The sequence below is a fragment of the Rhodococcus sp. NPDC003322 genome (genome assembly GCF_053589555.1).
Genome location: NZ_JBSFSC010000002.1, coordinates 144537 through 159490 on the forward strand (window position 1 = coordinate 144537; position 14954 = coordinate 159490).

Genomic DNA, 14954 nt, shown 5'->3' on the forward strand with positions numbered 1-14954 from the left:
CAGGACTCGGGGTGGACCGCCCTGCGCCCCACTCGTTCGCGAGCCTACTGTCGACGGGCCCCGAAAGCGTGGCGAACGCGCCTACTTCCGGTCACGATCCCGGCTGGGCTGCACCCGTTTCGGCTCCCCGGGCATTTTCGGGTACTGCGGCGGGTAGGGCAGGTCACCGAGCCCGTTCGCGGTGTCCCGCTCGGCCATGTCCAGGAGCCCGTCGAGGGAGTGCGCGACGGCGTCGATACCGGACGACGGGTCGCCCCGACGGGCGAGCAGATCGGGCACCGTCGCGATGGTGAAGTCGTCCGGTTCGACGTCGGCGAGCTCGGCCCAGGTGACCGGCGTCGACACCGTGGCCCGCGGGGTCTTGCGCACCGAGTACGCGGACGCGACGGTCTTGTCGCGCGCGGTCTGGTTGAAGTCCACGAAGATTCGCGCGCCGCGCTCCTCCTTCCACCACGCGGTGGTGACGCGGTTCGGGTCACGGCGCTCGATCTCCCGGGCCAGCGCGATGGCGGCGTGCCGGACGTCGATGAAGTCCCAGCGCGGTTCGATCCGCACGTACACGTGCACGCCGCGGCCGCCCGACGTCTTCGGATAGCCGACGAGACCGAGCTCGTCGAGCAACGGGGCGAGCAGGTCGAGCGCGACCGCCCGCGCCTCCGCGAACCCGGTGCCGGGCTGCGGATCGAGGTCGATGCGCAGCTCGTCCGGCCGGTCGGTGTCGGCGCACCGCACCGGCCACGGGTGGAAGGTCACGTTGCCCATCTGCGCGGCCCACACGACGTCGGCGGGGTGCCGCACGAGCAGCGCGTCGGCGGTCCGGCCGTTGGGGTTGGTGACCGTGCACGTGCCGATGTGCTCGGGCCGCTTGGCGGGAATCCGCTTCTGGTACACCTCCTCCCCCTCGATGCCGTCCGGGAAGCGCTGCAGGTGCGTCGGCCGCTGGGTCAACGCCGTCATGATGCCGCCCCCGTCGAACAGCGCGACCGCACGGTAATACTCGGCGAGGTGCCGTTTCGTGCCGCCGTCGGCGCCGAGCTGCGGGAACATCACCTTGTCGGGGCTCGACAACCGCACCGCGATGCCGTCGACGTCCAGCTCCAGCGCCGGGGCCTTCGCACGCCCCTGAGACGGCCGCTTCACCCCATCGACTGCCGCCATCACCTTTCTCCTGCCAGCACGTCGGCGAGGTCGTAGCGCACCGGGACCTCCAATTGTTCGTAGGTGCAACTGCGCGGCTCCCGGTCCGGACGCCAGCGCAGGAACCGCGCGGCGTGCCGCAGCCGGTCGCCCTCCATCTGGTCGTAGGCGACCTCGACGACGAGTTCCGGGTTCAGCGGCACCCACTGCCGGTCCTTGCCCGCCGACCACCGGCTGGCCTCACCGTCGTGGACGACGTCCTCGCCGACCCGCAGCGGGTCGAGGATCTCCTGCAGTTCGACCCGCCGGGCCGCTGTGAACGCGGACGCCCCGCCGATCATCCGCAGATCGTCGCCGTCGTAGAGGCCGAGCAACATCGATCCGATCCCCGGTTGACTCTTGTGCGGCCGGTAACCGATGACGACGGCATCCGCGGTCCGCGCGTGCTTGACCTTGATCATCTCCCGCTTGTTCGGGGCGTAGTGTCCGGCCAGCTTTTTCGCGACCACACCGTCGAGGCCTGCGCCCTCGAAGGTGTGGAACCACTCGGTGGCCACGTCCGGGTCGGTGGTGGCGGTGGTGACGTGGCACGAGGGTCCACCGCCCACTGCGCCGAGCAGCGCGGCCCGGCGGTCCGCGAACGGACGGGTGGTGAGGTCGTCGTCGCCGAGGGCGAGCAGGTCGAATCCGATCAGCTGCGACGGCGTCTGCTCGGCCAGCAGCGCCACCCGGCTCGCGGCGGGATGGATGCGTTCGGAGAGCGCCTCCCAGTCGAGGCGGGTACGACCGTCGGTTTCCCGTGGAACCACCAGTTCCCCGTCGAGGACGCAGCGCTCGGGAAGTTCCGCACGGATCGCGGCGAGCATCTCCGGGAAGTACCGCCCGAGGTCCTTGCCGCTGCGGGAGCCGAGCACCACGTCGTCGCCGTCGCGGAACACGATGGCCCGGAAGCCGTCCCACTTGGGTTCGTACGACCACACCGGATCCTGACCGGCAGGTTGCGGCGGCACCGCACCGGCGGACTTGGCGAGCATCGGCTGCAGCGGCGGGCTCAGGGGCAGGTCCACGTCCCCCATCCTGACCCAGCCGGCACCGATTCGCGAGGGGACAAGCCCTACTCGAGCCGGAAACCGAGCTTCATGGTCACCTGCACGTGCGCGACCTTCCCGTCGACGATGTGCCCGCGGGTGTCGACCACCTCGAACCACTCGAGATTGCGGACCGTTTCGTTCGCACGGGCGACCGCCTGTGCGATGGCGTCGTCGATGCCCTTCGGCGACGACCCGACGACCTCGGTGACGGAGTACACGTGATCGCTCATCGGTCTTCCTCACTCTTCGGTGATGCCAGACCCGTTCAGCCTATGCGCAGCCCCTTGCCGAGCGGCGGTGATCTGTGGTCAAGTTTCCGCCGGCGCTTTGCCATCCATCGACATAGGGGGACACCCATGGAGAAGCTCAAGAACTACGGATTGCTGGTCAAGTACCTGGTCAGCACCCAGTGGAAGAAGATCACCGGCAAGAACCAGACGCAGGGGTGAGGACGGCTCCGCGCCCGTGAGTGAATTTCACCCTGATTGGGGGGTGAAGTTCGCTCACAGGCGGCGAAGCCGCTACAGCCAGCCGCGACGTTTGAAGATCGTGTACAGCCCGACGCAGATCAGGGCCATCATGCCGATGGCGAACGGGTAGCCACCCGCCCAGTGCAGTTCGGGCATGTTGTCGAAGTTCATGCCGTACACGGTGCCGATCAGGGTGGGCGCGAACAGGATCGCCGCCCACGCCGACACCTTCTTGATCTCCTCGTTCTGCGCGTAGCTGGCCTGCGTCAGCGCCGACATCTCCTCGTTCTGCGTCTGCGACACCAGCGTCGCGTTGACGGTGAGGATGTTTCCCAGCAGCTGCCGGAACCCGTCCGCTCGCTCGACGACGGTGGTCGCGTGGTCGGTCACGTCACGCAGGTAGCGCTGCAACTCCTCGTCGGTCTTGTACTTCTCGAAGCCGGCGGACAGCCCCGACAGCATGCCGAGCAGCGGCTTGGTGGCGCGCTGGAACTCGATGACCTCACGGGTGAGTTCGTAGATGCGCCGCGACACCTTCGGGTCGCCGCTGAACACCTCGGTCTCGATCTCGTCGATGTCGTTCTGCAGGCCGGCCACGACGGGCGCGTAGCCGTCGACGACGGCGTCCAGGATCGCGTACAGCACCGCCTCCGGACCGAGTCGCAGCAGGTCGGGGTCGTTCTCCATGCGGGCGCGGACCGCGGACAGATCCGGCGATTCGCTGTGCCGGACGGTGAGCACGAACGTCGGACCGCAGAACACGTGCAGCTCACCGAAGTCGACTCGTTCGGTCTCGTCGACGTAGCGGGCAGCACGCAGCACCACGAACAGGGTGTCGCCGTAGCGTTCGAGCTTGGGGCGCTGGTGCGCCACGATCGCGTCCTCGACGGCGAGTTCGTGCAGCCCGAACTGCGCGGCCGCGGCGAGCAGTTGCTCCTCCGACGGCCGGTAGAGCCCGATCCACGCCATCGACGAGGCGTCGGGCAGGCTGCGCAACGCCTCGGACAGGTTGGACGGCGTCTCGATCCGGCAGCCGTCGCGGTAGACGGCGCTGTTGACGACGCTGGATTCCACCGGCGCCGAGACGATCCGCGGCGGGGGTGGCGTGTGATGCGGCGCCATCGTGTGCTCGGGCACGATCTCGTCGCGGGTGGGGTCGGCGGCGCGGCTGGGCAGCAGCGGGCGGAAGGGTCGCTTGTCACGCATGGTGGACGGCTTTCGCGTAAGGCGGATACACGGACGGCCCGTGACGGACGGGCGGTGTGGTTATCGCGAAATCGCCGCTGCGCGAAGGGTCGAACCGCTACGGTTCAGCGACGACTTCGGCAGGTACTCGGAGGTTGGCTCTTCACTGCAAGCCTCACCTCCTCTTCCCGGGCGCACCCAACGGTGGCGCGTGCAAATCCTCGAACACCTTACTCCGGAGCCACACCCGCCACCAATCACACAGATGCCGCATATCGGACGCCTCGCGCCCTCCGAATCGTCCCACCATTCGGGACCGGGACCGACGCGCGGACCCGGACCGGCACGACGGTGTCCCGGCGGGTCGTCGACGACTCGCCGAACACATCGTCGAACGAACGACGTGCCCGGCCGAAAGCCATCGCTACGGCCGGGAAATTTCGGCCAATCTGGACGCTCGATCCACTGACTGCCTCTACGCTGCCGCAATGACTTCCACCATCAACACGCAGGGCAGCGTCAGGCGGCGTGCCACTGCCGTCGGCAGCATGGTCGCCGCTCTGTTCCTGGCGGCGTTCGCTGCTGTGCTGATGCCCGCGTCCGCGCAGGCGGACCCGAACTACCTCAACTACTCCGCAGACGGCACCACCTGGGGCGACATGACCCAGATCCCCGCCCTGTCCGGCGAGCTGATCCCCGGCGCGGAGACCACCTCCACGTTCCACGCGAAGAACAACGGAACCCAGAGCGGGCGTCTGCAGGTGTACCTCGGTGCCTGGACTAAGTCCGAGAACATGCAGGCGTACGTGCGTGCCGAGATCAACGACGCGTCGGGCCAGACGGTCGACCTGGTCAACGACGTCGCCGTGCCCGGCACCGAGCTGAACAGCATCCACCTGAACCCCGGCGAGTCGGCGAAGGTGCTGCTCGTGGTCGGCATGCCCGCCGACGCAGGCAACGAGACCCAGGGCGGGACCGTGGACCCCGACTTCGCGCTCGACTTCGAACTCGACCCCGAGGCCGTCGCCACCACCACGACCCTCACCGCCGTGTCGACCACGATCGTCGGCACCTCGGTCCAGCTGACCGCCACCGTCGACCCGGCGGACGCGACGGGCACCGTGCAGTTCAAGGACGGCGCGACGGACATCGGCGGTCCTGTCGCGATCACCGCGGGGGTCGCCACCTACGACCACACCTTCACCGCCACCGGCACGCACGACATCACCGCCGTCTACTCCGGTGACTCCGGCTTCGCCACCTCCACCTCGGCTGCCCATACCATCGCGGTGTCGGCCCCCGCGGCGCAGGACACCAGCATCACCATCTCCGGCGGCAACGCCGCCAACAACGGCACGAACATCCAGCTGATCGCGGCGGTCGCACCCAACTCCGCCACCGGTGCCGTCCAGTTCACGGACAACGGTGTCAACCTGGGTACGCCGGTGACCCTCGTGAACGGGGTCGCGAAGATCAACCGCTCGTTCAACGTCGACGGTGACCACGCCATCATCGCCACCTATCTCGGCAGCGACGCCTACAAGTCGTCCGTCTCCGCGCCCCACACCGTGACGGTGTCGAGCGTGGTCACCGAGCCCGGCGGCAGCGGGTCGGCCGGCTCGATGGACACAGGCTCGCTGAGCGACCTCCTCGGCGGCTGATCCGCGAACAGCAGCCCTGACACGAAGGCCCCCAGCCGATTTTTCGGCTGGGGGCCTTCGTGATGCGCGCAAGGCGCCGGGGACGCGCGCGGTCGCGCCCCACCAAAACTCATGTGCACACTCCCGTTGAAGCACGCACACGGGTCTTCGGCGCTGAATCCTCTTGTGCACACTTCAACAGATGTGTGCATCCTCGCGGCGGTTCTCGCGTCCAGGGGTCGGCATCCGAGACCCCGCGTCCCGCACTCACCGCACGCCAATCCCCTTGTGCACAAACTCCTCACAGCACTCACACGGGTTCTCCACGCCGAATCCCCGTGTGCACACTTCAACAGATGTGTGCACCCTCGCGGCGGTTCTCGCGTCCAGGGGTCGGCATCCGAGACCCCGCGCCCTGCACTCACCGCATGCCAATCCCCTTGTGCACAAACTCCTCACAGCACTCACACGGGTTCTCCACGCCGAATCCCCGTGTGCACACTTCAAAAGGTTTGTGCACAGCGGTTTTCATTGCACAGGGGTGTTCACGTGCGCGGAACGCATCGGGAAGGGAACCGGTCAGGGGGCGCGGTGACGACCCTCGATGCGGGGCATCACGATGGTGTCCGCGTCGTGCGACGCGGGTCGCGCGTCCGCGGCGATCCCGAGGGCGGGCGGAGCGATCGGCTCGGCCACCGGGCTCGCGGCGGCGCCGGCAGCGCCGTCGTCGCCCTTGAGGGAACGGTCGCGGAACGCACCGACGAACATCGCGGCCGCGTACAGGAACAGTCCGGACACGACCACGGTCACCAGCAACGCGCGCTGCTTGCCGGTGATGACGTTGTTGACGTAGCCGAGGTAGGGGACGCTGTACCAGACCTTGCCCCGCACCTGTTCCATCACTACGGGATTGGCGTCCGGAGACGGGTTGGCATCCCCCTGGGTGACGAAGGTGCGCTCCCCCAGCGAATTCAGCCGTGTCATGACAATGCGGTGTGTGACCACCTCGGGGTTGCCGGATTCCTTCTGGAAGGTGATCGCATCTCCCACCCCGAGCGTGGTGGGGTCCTGTGGTTTCACGACGATCAACGTGCCGGGCGGGTGGGTGGGACGCATCGAGCCGGTGAGCACGGTGTAGGGCGTCGACCCCGTCAGCCGGGGAATGACGATGGTCAGGGCAAGGATCACGAGCAACAGCAGCAGGACCAGCCAGGAGACGATGCTCTTCACCCAGCTCCACACGCCCGGATCCCGGCCGTTGCCCGAGGGCGTGTCACTCATCAGCCGTGCACCGCGTCTCTCACCGCGACTGCGCCGAGAACGTGAAGGTGGCGGTGGTGCTCGCGCCCTGTGGCGCGTTGGCGCCTACGGTGCCGCGCAGGCACAGCACCTCGGTGGCACCGGGCTGCACGGTCCGCTCTGCGAACGACGCGCCGATCAGCGGGCCGGTGTACAGCGCGGTCGCACCCGTCGGGTTGCCGGTCGCCGGGCAGGCCGCTTCGCTGGCGACGGCCGACACCGTCAGGTCCAGCGGCACCGCGCTGTCTGACTGGATGCCGTTCTGCAGCCGGTACTTCATCAGCACGTTGCCGGAGTTGTAGACGGTCACCGGCGCCTGCGCGTAGCCGCCGGGCAGCATGCTCGATCCGGCGAGTGCGGTGAACGGGAACGAACCGATCCCGCTCCCGCCGACCGACAGGTCGAGGACACCGGAGTGGATGGTGCCACCGTTCACGGTCTGGCTCTGCGTCCACAACGCTCCGGTCTGCTGCACCGACAGCAACGCCACACCGGCAACGGCTGCGCCACCGACGGCGAGCCAGCGAGTCTTGTTCGACATGGCGACTACACCTGCTTCAGGGTGATGTTGAAGTTGGACAGATCCAGCCGGGCGGTCTGCGCCACGTACCCGGCGGTCGCCGGGTCGAACGTGAACACCACCTTGACGTTGACGGTCTTGCCGTTCTGCGCGGGGGTGATCACCGCGCCGCCGGAGTTCGACGGCAGCGATACCCCGTTGGCGGAGGCGGTGACCGCTGTCGCCATCGCTGACTTGAGGGCAGGGTCGCCGGTGATGGTGCCACTGTCGGCGCCGAGGTTCGCAATCAGGTTGGTTCCCTTGGCCGTCACCGTGAAGGCAGCGGTGTAGGTGACCGTGTCCCCCGGCACCGCCCGGTATGTGGTGATGTCGATGGCGCCGTTCTGGTCGGTCCAGGCCGGGGCCCCGCTCTGGGTCAGCGCCAGACTGCCGGCACCGACAGAGCCGCCGACGCCGCCACCACCCGCGTTGTACGCGGCCATGGTGCCGGCGCCGCCCGCGAGCAGAACCGTCGCGGCGGCTGCCGCGACCGCACCCTTCGTCTTCGCGTTCATCTGCTGGTCAGCTTTCGTAGGACCCCTTGCAGGGCAGAGGAATACGACATTGCGGGACCTCTACTTCGCGACCAGGACCGCGACCTCCGCCGGCACTTCGCCGGAGGTCGGGTCGACGCTGGTCTCGGTACCCGAAGCGGCGTCCACGACCGACAGCGTGTCGCCGTCGATGATCCACAGCCGATCCGAAGACGCCTCCCACTGCACCATCGCCTTCTTTCCGACGGTGGTGGTGAACACCCGCGCACCCGCCTTGTCGGTGATCGTCGCGGTCGTTCCGCTCACGGTTGCGGTGTAGGCGCCAGACGTCGAGGTGTTCGTGATTGCCAGGTCGCCGGCCGACGGCGCGGTCGCTGCCTCCTCGACAGACTCTTCCCCAGTCGTCGTGCTGGGCGCAGAGGTGGTCGTCGACTCAGTCGTCGTGGTCGGCGCCGGGGTGGCGGTTGTGGTCGACTCGGTCGTCGTGGTGGAGGCCTGCGCGGTCGGTGTTGCCGTCGTGGTCAACGGCGCGGCCGAGACGGTCGTTGTGGACGCAGCCGCGTCGGTCGTCGTGGGCGCGGCACTCGTCTCGCTCGGAGCGACCGCCTCGGGGGACGGGCTCGCGCCCAACGCCATGCGCATCGACTGCGTCTCGGTTCCCTGGCCGGACACCGAGTTCTCGCCCGCAGGGTTCGGCTGCCCCGAAGCCCCGCCCGAGCAGTAGGTGTCGAGCACGGCTCCGGACCAGAGCCCCTGGCCGTTCCACCCCGTCGACACGTTCGGTCCGTTGACGGTGTGGACCTCGACGATGTAGCCCCTCGCCGTGGTCCCCGCTCTGTACCCCGACACCGTGGTGCTGGTCTGGTTGTACGTGTCGATGACTTCGGAAGCGTTGTTGTCGCGCCGAACGATCACCCGGTAGTTCCATGCCCCGCCGAGGGGGGGCGTGCCCGTGGGCGCCGTCCACGACACCGTGGCCTTTCGCAAGCCGACGGTGCCCGAGGTCGAGCAGGTAACGTTCGAAACCAGCGGCGTCGGATAGAAGTTCGCTGCCGCCGAGAACGAACTCGTTGCCATCGCCGAGTCCGTGAACGCGGCGGTGGTCCCGACCGCGGTGAAGCCGAGCGCCGTGACACCGACCGCGCCGAGCGCAATGAGGGAGCGGGCGGGCATCAGCCTGCGGATCTGCATCGTCTGCCGAGGCTGCGTGACGAACTGCGTTGGATGGGCGTCGAAACCGCTGTGCGCGTGTGTGACCTGCTTCTCGATCGACTGGTGAGCTACGGGAGTGCCGCCGTCACCCGAGTCCGACTCGTTGTCCTTGCTCTTCGAGGCCGGCCCGAAGGCGAGCACCATGAGGCCGCCGACGAAGGCGCCACCGAGGAAGATCGCGGCGGGCGACGACAGCCATGACACGGCGTAACCGAGTCCGGGCACGCTGAAGAACACGCGGTCGGCCTCGGTCACCGGGTACGGCGAGATGTCGGCGTCCCTGTTCGCGTCGCCCTTGAGGATCAGGACCGCACCGGTGCTGTCGCCGGAGACGATGTCGTGGATGCGGTGGGTGATGCGGGTGCCCTGCTCGTTCTCGACGCTGACCACGTCACCGACGGCGAGGTCCGCGGCCGGCGTGGTTCTCGCCAGGGCGAGGGCACCGGTCGGGATGTCCGGGGACATCGATCCGGAGCGGAAGACCAGTGGCTTGATGCCGAAGAAGAAGGAGGCGGCAGCGGCCAGAACACAGATCAGGCCGGCGATCGCGCCCACGTTGAGAGCGATCTCGCGACCGCGCGAGCGGCCCGATGCGAGCGGAGCGTCGTGAATTGCCATGGCGCGCTCAGGCGTTCGTCGCGTTGAAGTTGAAGGAGGTGTTCACGGTCTGGTTCTGCACCGTCGTCGGCGCGGCCGAGTCGAGAGTCACCTGGAAGCACAGGGTCTCGCTGCCGCCGTTGGCCAGCGGCCGCGCCGTCGGGATCAGGTTGGCCACACCACCGGAGACCAGGGGAACGTTGTTCGCGATCACGGCCCCACCGCTGCAGGCCGTGCCGTTGGACGTACCGGTCGACACGATCACTTTCAGGTACGGCGCGGCCACCGACGTGGTCGAGTTCGCCGACATCGTGTAGTTGAACGGTGTCGTGCCGGTGTTCTGGACCGGCAGGGCCGCGGCCACCGACGACCCCGGAATCATGCCCGACTTGCTCAATGTCGTGAACGCGTACGCCGTGGGATTTCCCTGATTCCCGTTGAGCTGCAGGTCGATCGAGCCGATGGAGAACACGCCGGAGGTGGCGGAGGCCGAGTCGCTCCACGCGGCGAGGGTGCCGATCGCACCGAGGCCGAGCACGATCCCGAGCGAGGCAATGGCCCGCGGCCTTCCTCCGGACAGGAATGTGCGCGTCCGGGCGCCGAACCCTGACGAAGAATTGGGAACCTCATGACGGGACATGCGGTGACCTTTCGTGCGTGGTCGTGCAGCTGCGCGTGGAGCGCCGGGGTGTGAGCCGTTGGGCTCCAAGGATGTTCGTGGGGCGCCGGCCGTACGAACCGGATCGGGGGCTCGGTTCGGCCGGCCGGCGCGTCCAGGAAGCTCGCCGCGAGGGCAGCGAGCAGTCGGGTGGCTAGTTCTGCGTCAGGTTGACGTTGAAGTTCGACAGGTTCACGGCCTTGCCCTGCGCAGTGGTCCCTGCGGTGGCCGCGTCGAAGGTGAACTTCACCTGGACGGCGACGGTCTTGCCGTCCTGCGCCTCGGTGATCTGCGCGCCGGTGCCGTCGCTCGGCAGTTCGACACCATCGACGGTCGCGGTGACGGTGGGGCTGAGCGCCGCCTTGAGGTCCGCGTCGCCGGTGATGGTGCTGGCGTCCGCCTTGAGCGTCGCCTGCAGGTTCTTGCCCTTGGCTCCGACCAAGAAGTTGGCGTTGTAGGTGACGACGTCACCCGGAACGGCCTTGAAGGTCGCGATGTCGATCGCGCCGGAGGCATCGGTCCACCCGGCCGGCGTTCCCTGGGAAAGCGACAAGGTACCGGAGTTCACCGCGCCGCCGCCCACGGTCTGCGAGGAGTTCCACGCTGCCATGGTCCCGGCGCCGCCGGCGAGGAGGAGCGCCGCCGCGCCTGCTGCGATGGCGCCCTTGGTCTGCTTGTTCATGTGTGCTCAGCTTTCGTCGGACCCCCGTTGGGGGGCCTGGAAGTCGATGTTCGGATCAGTTACGTGCGCCCAGGTGTTCGTGGGCTCGGCTTCGTGCGTATCCGTGCTCGTGCGTGGGTTCGCGACGGTGGTGGCTGGCGCCCAGGAACGGCCGTCTGGCCGACGCCGGGTTCGCGATGCGAAGTGTTTACCACGCCAGCGAATCACGCCGTGGAGATTTCAGGTCATCCGTCCGAATGAATTTGGGCAGTCGTCCAAGTTGTTCCTTCATCCATCCGGCCAGAACTCCCTCGCGCATTGCAGACCTGCAGGTTTGTGTTACTCGACGACCCATTTCTGTCTTCCATTCGATGGATACCGGCATCGGATCGAGGCACGTATGGTTCCCTGCCCACCGATCGCCGCAACGCATGTACGGCACGGTTGAGCTATCGCGCCGCAATCGCGACGTCAACGCCCCGTTCCTGTCGGTCCGGACTGCTACGGTTCTCGCCGACACTGTTGTTTCGGGAAGGCGACCGCGCTGGTGCACGGCCACCACACAGCGAGGAGCACATTGACCGAGATCCCTTCGGACACCGCCGAGCCGGTCACCGCCGAGGTCCGACTGCGCCGCATCGGCGTCGTCGAGGACCACGAGTCCGTCGTGATGGGGCTCGAGGCGATGTTGTCCGACCAACCGAACCTGACCATCGCGGCCGCCGCACCGACTGTTCCCGAACTCCTCGCTGCCGGTGAGCAATTGGACCTCGTGATCCTCGATCTGCGGCTCGCGGACGGATCCTCGCCGAAGTCGAACGTCGAGCAGTTGCGCTCCGCGGGGTTGGAGGCTCTCGTCTTCACGAGTGCCGAGGACCCGTACCTGGTGCGCCTGGCCGCCAAGGCCGGCGTGCTCGGGGTGCTGCGCAAGTCGGAGCCGACCGCAACCGTCATCGCCGCGATCACCTCGGCAGCGAACGGCGAGCAGGTGGTGACCACCGAGTGGGCCGCCGCGATCGACGGCGATCCCGGATTGCAGGATGTCGGACTGAGCCCGCGTCAGCGAGACGTCCTGGCGCTGTACGCGTCCGGCGAGAAGGCCAACCGCGTCGCCAGCCTGACCGGCCTCGCCCCGCACACCGTCAACGACTACCTCGGCCGGATCCGCGCCAAGTACGCAGAGGCCGGGCGTCCCGCCCGCACCAAGACCGACCTGTACAAGCGTGCTGTGGAGGACGGTTGGTTGCCGATCCCCAAACGCGACGACAACGGATGACCACAGTGGCCGCCGGACCGGGCGCCACCGACCGGATCCTGCGCACGTTCGCGTTGTTCACCAGCGCGGGGTACCTCTTCTACCTGCTGCTCCTGTTGCCGTCGATCATCGGACAGGCCGACCGCCTCGAATCCTGGTGGACACCGATGGCGGCGGTCGCGGTGTTCGGGTCCGGGTTCGCCTTCGGCCTATCGTATCTGGCGTCCGACACCCGCACGCTGCGGATCGCAGGCGGGGTCGCCGCCACCGTCTTCCTGGTGGCCGTCGCGACCGGACTGTGGACATGGAACGGTCCCTCCCTGACCGACGGGCAGGGTGTGTGGCTGTCCGCGTTTCCCGGCGTCGCGAGCCTGGCGGCGGTGGTGGCGTGGCCACCGGCGTTCGCGTTCGGGCACATGGTCGTCGCGTGCATCGGCGTCCAGGTCTTCAATTCGATCGCCCGCGACCCACACATGACGAGTCCGCTGCTCCCCGACATCGCGTTCTCGATCATGTTCTGCACCTTGTTCGTCGGTGCCGCAGTGATGGCGCTGCGGACCGGCCGCATCCTCGACTCGACCCTGGCCGACACACACGCCGCGGCGGCGGCCGCCGCCGCCAGCCACGCGCGCACGGTCGAACGCGCGCGCTTCGACGCGATGATCCACGACGGCGTGATGTCGACACTCCTCGCGGCGTCGCGGCAGGGCACCACCGCGAGCCTGAGCAAGCAGTCCGATCTCACGCTGCGCCGGTTCGACGCGCTGCGGGCCGGTCCCGGACCCGACGACCGCTTCGACGTCACCGAGGTCATCACCCACCTGCGCACCGCGGCAGGCGATGTGGACGACGGCGTCGAACTCGACGTCCGGCGTACCCCCGGATCCGGCGCGCTGACGATGCCGGCGGAGGCTGCCCGCGCCGTCGGCGCCGCGCTCGCCGAGGCCCTGCGCAACAGCATCCGGCACGCCGGCCCCGACGCGGACCGGTCGGTGATCGTGACCGTCTCGCCCGAACGCCTCGCGGTCGAGGTGGCCGACACCGGACCCGGATTCGACCCGAAAGCCGTTCCCGCGCATCGCCTCGGGCTCGCGGTCAGCATCATCGGCCGGATGCGCAGGCTGCCCGGCGGGGCCGCCCGGGTCGTGTCCCGGCCCGGCGCGGGCACCCACGTCCACCTGGTGTGGAGCGCATCGTGACCAGTGCGGATCGCCGGGACACCCGCGACGTCCGGTCCCTGATCGGGATGACGAGTCCGGCCGCGAACGCCATCGTCGCGTTCTACGTGGCCACCGTCGTCCTGATGGCCGTGGTCTCACTCGACGGGGTCAGCGCGTTCTGGCCGATCGCCGTCGCAGTCGCCGTGGTCGGCCTCGGCGCGGTGGCCCTGATCCGTGTTCCGGGCGATCCGATGCCGCTCGGTCCGACTCTTGCTCTGATGGCGAGCGGGCCGGTCGCCATCGCTCTCGTCCTCGGCGTGTTGCCGATTCCGGTCACGAGTCCGCTGCAGACGTGGCCGCTGGGTGCGGTCACCGCGATCTATGCCTTCATGAGTGTCCGGGGCCGGACGTGGTTCGCCTGGCTGGGAATGTTGTCGACGATCGCCACCTGTGTGGTCTGGGCGGCACTGACCGGGCAGGGTTTCGCGCACGGTCTGGCGATGTCGGTCATCAATCTGGCGCCGCTGCTGATGTCCACCTTCTTCGCGTACACCATCCGTCCCTCGGCCCGGGACATCTTCGAACTGCGCATGCAGACCACCCGCCGGGCCGCCGCCGAAGCCGCCGACTCCGCGGTGCTCGAAGAACGCGACCGCCAGTTGCGCCGACTCGACGAGCAGGCCCGCCCGCTGCTCGCCCGAATCGCCGCGGGCGAACCCTTGGACGAGGACGCGCGCACGGCGTGCCGTCTGCTCGAAGCGCACCTGCGTGACAGCGTGCGCGCCCCCGCGCTGTCCGACCCCGCCGTGATCGTCGCCGCCCGGGAAGCGCGGGCTCGGGGGGTCGAGGTGACGTTGCTCGACGACCGGGCGTTGGACGGCGCCCCGGTGGATGCCCGGCGACGCTTCTTCGACCACGTCTCCGTGGAACTCACCGACGCCGTCGACGGCAGTGTGACGATCCGGATCCTGCCGCCCGGCCGCGCCGCGGCGGCGACCCTGCTGTGCAGCACACCAGACGGTGTGCGGCGCACCGAGTTCGGTCGCGACGGCCGACCGCTCACCCGGTTCGACGAGGCCCGGGGCGATTCCACCGACCCCACCGCACCTTGCTAACGATGCCCCCATTTTCACGGGCAGGAAAGTGTCGGCTGGTGAAACCAGCGCGTCCACACCTAGGTTCGAGGCACCGAGGGCCGCAACGAGGGGTCGAGCCCTCCACCGACGATTCTCCCGGGGGACCACATGACCGCTGCACTGAACCATCACGGGACGACGGCGAACGCGCCGAGGGCGCTGCGTCGACCGCAACTGTCGGCGCGCGAGGTCGAGGTACTGCTGCGGTGGCTGCGCTGCGACTCCAAGAACACCGTCGCCGCCGATCTCTACCTGTCCATCGGCACCGTCAACACCCACCTCGCGCGTGTCCGCGCCAAGTACCGGCAGGTCGGCCGGGGCGCGCCGACAAAGGCGGCACTGGTCGCGCGGGCAGTGCAGGACGGGTTGATCTCCCTCGACGAACTGTGACCGCCGCACC

At 68.5% G+C, this 14954-nt stretch carries 14 protein-coding genes and 1 pseudogene; 5 read left to right on the top strand and 10 right to left on the bottom strand.

Annotated elements, in window-relative coordinates; genetic code table 11:
- Positions 1 to 81: 81 nt before the first annotated feature.
- The 4 genes from ligD to ACWDUM_RS07080 all read right to left on the bottom strand — a co-directional run bounded on the left by ligD (position 82) and on the right by ACWDUM_RS07080 (position 3820).
- On the bottom strand, positions 82 to 1158 hold the full coding sequence (gene ligD, locus ACWDUM_RS07065; RefSeq protein ID WP_450133420.1) for a non-homologous end-joining DNA ligase: 1077 nt from the start codon (positions 1156 to 1158) through the stop codon (positions 82 to 84).
- Entirely contained in the window at positions 1158 to 2204 is a 1047-nt protein-coding gene (locus ACWDUM_RS07070) for an ATP-dependent DNA ligase (protein WP_450133421.1), read from the bottom strand. Before ACWDUM_RS07070 ends, ligD begins: the two co-directional genes overlap by 1 nt.
- A gap of 47 nt (positions 2205 to 2251) precedes the next feature.
- Positions 2252 to 2458, bottom strand: coding sequence for a dodecin (locus ACWDUM_RS07075; protein WP_450111924.1), 207 nt, complete (start codon positions 2456 to 2458; stop codon positions 2252 to 2254).
- Positions 2459 to 2749: 291 nt separating this feature from the next.
- The gene (locus tag ACWDUM_RS07080) at positions 2750 to 3820 is read right to left on the bottom strand and encodes a magnesium and cobalt transport protein CorA (protein ID WP_450112052.1); all 1071 of its coding nucleotides are present in this window, start codon (positions 3818 to 3820) and stop codon (positions 2750 to 2752) included.
- Positions 3821 to 4371: 551 nt separating this feature from the next.
- Here ACWDUM_RS07080 and ACWDUM_RS07085 point away from each other — a divergent pair.
- Positions 4372 to 5544, top strand: coding sequence for an Ig-like domain-containing protein (locus ACWDUM_RS07085; protein ID WP_450133422.1), 1173 nt, complete (start codon positions 4372 to 4374; stop codon positions 5542 to 5544).
- 558 nt (positions 5545 to 6102) lie between these two features.
- Here ACWDUM_RS07085 and ACWDUM_RS07090 read toward each other — a convergent pair.
- The 6 genes from ACWDUM_RS07090 to ACWDUM_RS07115 all read right to left on the bottom strand — a co-directional run bounded on the left by ACWDUM_RS07090 (position 6103) and on the right by ACWDUM_RS07115 (position 11024).
- A complete protein-coding gene (locus tag ACWDUM_RS07090) occupies positions 6103 to 6804 on the bottom strand; it encodes a signal peptidase I (protein ID WP_450133423.1) in 702 nt (233 codons plus the stop codon).
- Positions 6805 to 6823: 19 nt separating this feature from the next.
- Positions 6824 to 7363 (bottom strand): hypothetical protein, encoded by a 540-nt coding sequence (locus tag ACWDUM_RS07095; RefSeq protein ID WP_450133424.1) that lies wholly within the window; start codon positions 7361 to 7363, stop codon positions 6824 to 6826.
- Positions 7364 to 7368: 5 nt separating this feature from the next.
- Positions 7369 to 7896, bottom strand: coding sequence for an alternate-type signal peptide domain-containing protein (locus tag ACWDUM_RS07100; protein ID WP_450133425.1), 528 nt, complete (start codon positions 7894 to 7896; stop codon positions 7369 to 7371).
- A gap of 60 nt (positions 7897 to 7956) precedes the next feature.
- Positions 7957 to 9705 carry a hypothetical protein gene (locus ACWDUM_RS07105; RefSeq protein WP_450133426.1) on the bottom strand — a complete coding sequence of 583 codons (1749 nt, stop codon included), beginning with the start codon at positions 9703 to 9705 and terminating at the stop codon, positions 7957 to 7959.
- Between the two features lie 7 nt (positions 9706 to 9712).
- Positions 9713 to 10324 (bottom strand): SipW-dependent-type signal peptide-containing protein, encoded by a 612-nt coding sequence (locus tag ACWDUM_RS07110; protein ID WP_450133427.1) that lies wholly within the window; start codon positions 10322 to 10324, stop codon positions 9713 to 9715.
- 172 nt (positions 10325 to 10496) lie between these two features.
- Positions 10497 to 11024 carry an alternate-type signal peptide domain-containing protein gene (locus ACWDUM_RS07115; RefSeq protein ID WP_450111917.1) on the bottom strand — a complete coding sequence of 176 codons (528 nt, stop codon included), beginning with the start codon at positions 11022 to 11024 and terminating at the stop codon, positions 10497 to 10499.
- A 565-nt stretch (positions 11025 to 11589) separates the two neighbouring features.
- On the opposite strand from ACWDUM_RS07115, the gene ACWDUM_RS07120 reads away from it, so the two are divergent.
- The 4 genes and pseudogenes from ACWDUM_RS07120 to ACWDUM_RS07135 form a co-directional block, all read left to right on the top strand.
- Entirely contained in the window at positions 11590 to 12279 is a 690-nt protein-coding gene (locus ACWDUM_RS07120) for a LuxR C-terminal-related transcriptional regulator (RefSeq protein WP_450134169.1), read from the top strand.
- On the top strand, positions 12276 to 13457 hold the full coding sequence (locus tag ACWDUM_RS07125) for a sensor histidine kinase (RefSeq protein WP_450133428.1): 1182 nt from the start codon (positions 12276 to 12278) through the stop codon (positions 13455 to 13457). Before ACWDUM_RS07120 ends, ACWDUM_RS07125 begins: the two co-directional genes overlap by 4 nt.
- A complete protein-coding gene (locus ACWDUM_RS07130) occupies positions 13454 to 14533 on the top strand; it encodes a hypothetical protein (RefSeq protein WP_450133429.1) in 1080 nt (359 codons plus the stop codon). Before ACWDUM_RS07125 ends, ACWDUM_RS07130 begins: the two co-directional genes overlap by 4 nt.
- A 189-nt stretch (positions 14534 to 14722) precedes the next feature.
- Positions 14723 to 14944, top strand: a pseudogene (locus ACWDUM_RS07135) (LuxR C-terminal-related transcriptional regulator); the annotation flags it as partial.
- Positions 14945 to 14954 lie beyond the last annotated feature (10 nt).

Bases quoted from the DNA above. Each gene is read 5' to 3' on its own strand.
- ACWDUM_RS07115 (WP_450111917.1), bottom strand. From the start codon at position 11,024: ATGAACAAGCAGACCAAGGGCGCCATCGCAGCAGGCGCGGCGGCGCTC.
- ACWDUM_RS07105 (WP_450133426.1), bottom strand. From the start codon at position 9,705: ATGGCAATTCACGACGCTCCGCTCGCATCGGGCCGCTCGCGCGGTCGC.
- ACWDUM_RS07100 (WP_450133425.1), bottom strand. From the start codon at position 7,896: ATGAACGCGAAGACGAAGGGTGCGGTCGCGGCAGCCGCCGCGACGGTT.
- ACWDUM_RS07090 (WP_450133423.1), bottom strand. From the start codon at position 6,804: ATGAGTGACACGCCCTCGGGCAACGGCCGGGATCCGGGCGTGTGGAGC.
- ACWDUM_RS07080 (WP_450112052.1), bottom strand. From the start codon at position 3,820: ATGGCGCCGCATCACACGCCACCCCCGCCGCGGATCGTCTCGGCGCCG.
- ACWDUM_RS07095 (WP_450133424.1), bottom strand. From the start codon at position 7,363: ATGTCGAACAAGACTCGCTGGCTCGCCGTCGGTGGCGCAGCCGTTGCC.
- ACWDUM_RS07085 (WP_450133422.1), top strand. From the start codon at position 4,372: ATGACTTCCACCATCAACACGCAGGGCAGCGTCAGGCGGCGTGCCACT.
- ligD (WP_450133420.1), bottom strand. From the start codon at position 1,158: ATGGCGGCAGTCGATGGGGTGAAGCGGCCGTCTCAGGGGCGTGCGAAG.
- ACWDUM_RS07125 (WP_450133428.1), top strand. From the start codon at position 12,276: ATGACCACAGTGGCCGCCGGACCGGGCGCCACCGACCGGATCCTGCGC.
- ACWDUM_RS07110 (WP_450133427.1), bottom strand. From the start codon at position 10,324: ATGTCCCGTCATGAGGTTCCCAATTCTTCGTCAGGGTTCGGCGCCCGG.
- ACWDUM_RS07075 (WP_450111924.1), bottom strand. From the start codon at position 2,458: ATGAGCGATCACGTGTACTCCGTCACCGAGGTCGTCGGGTCGTCGCCG.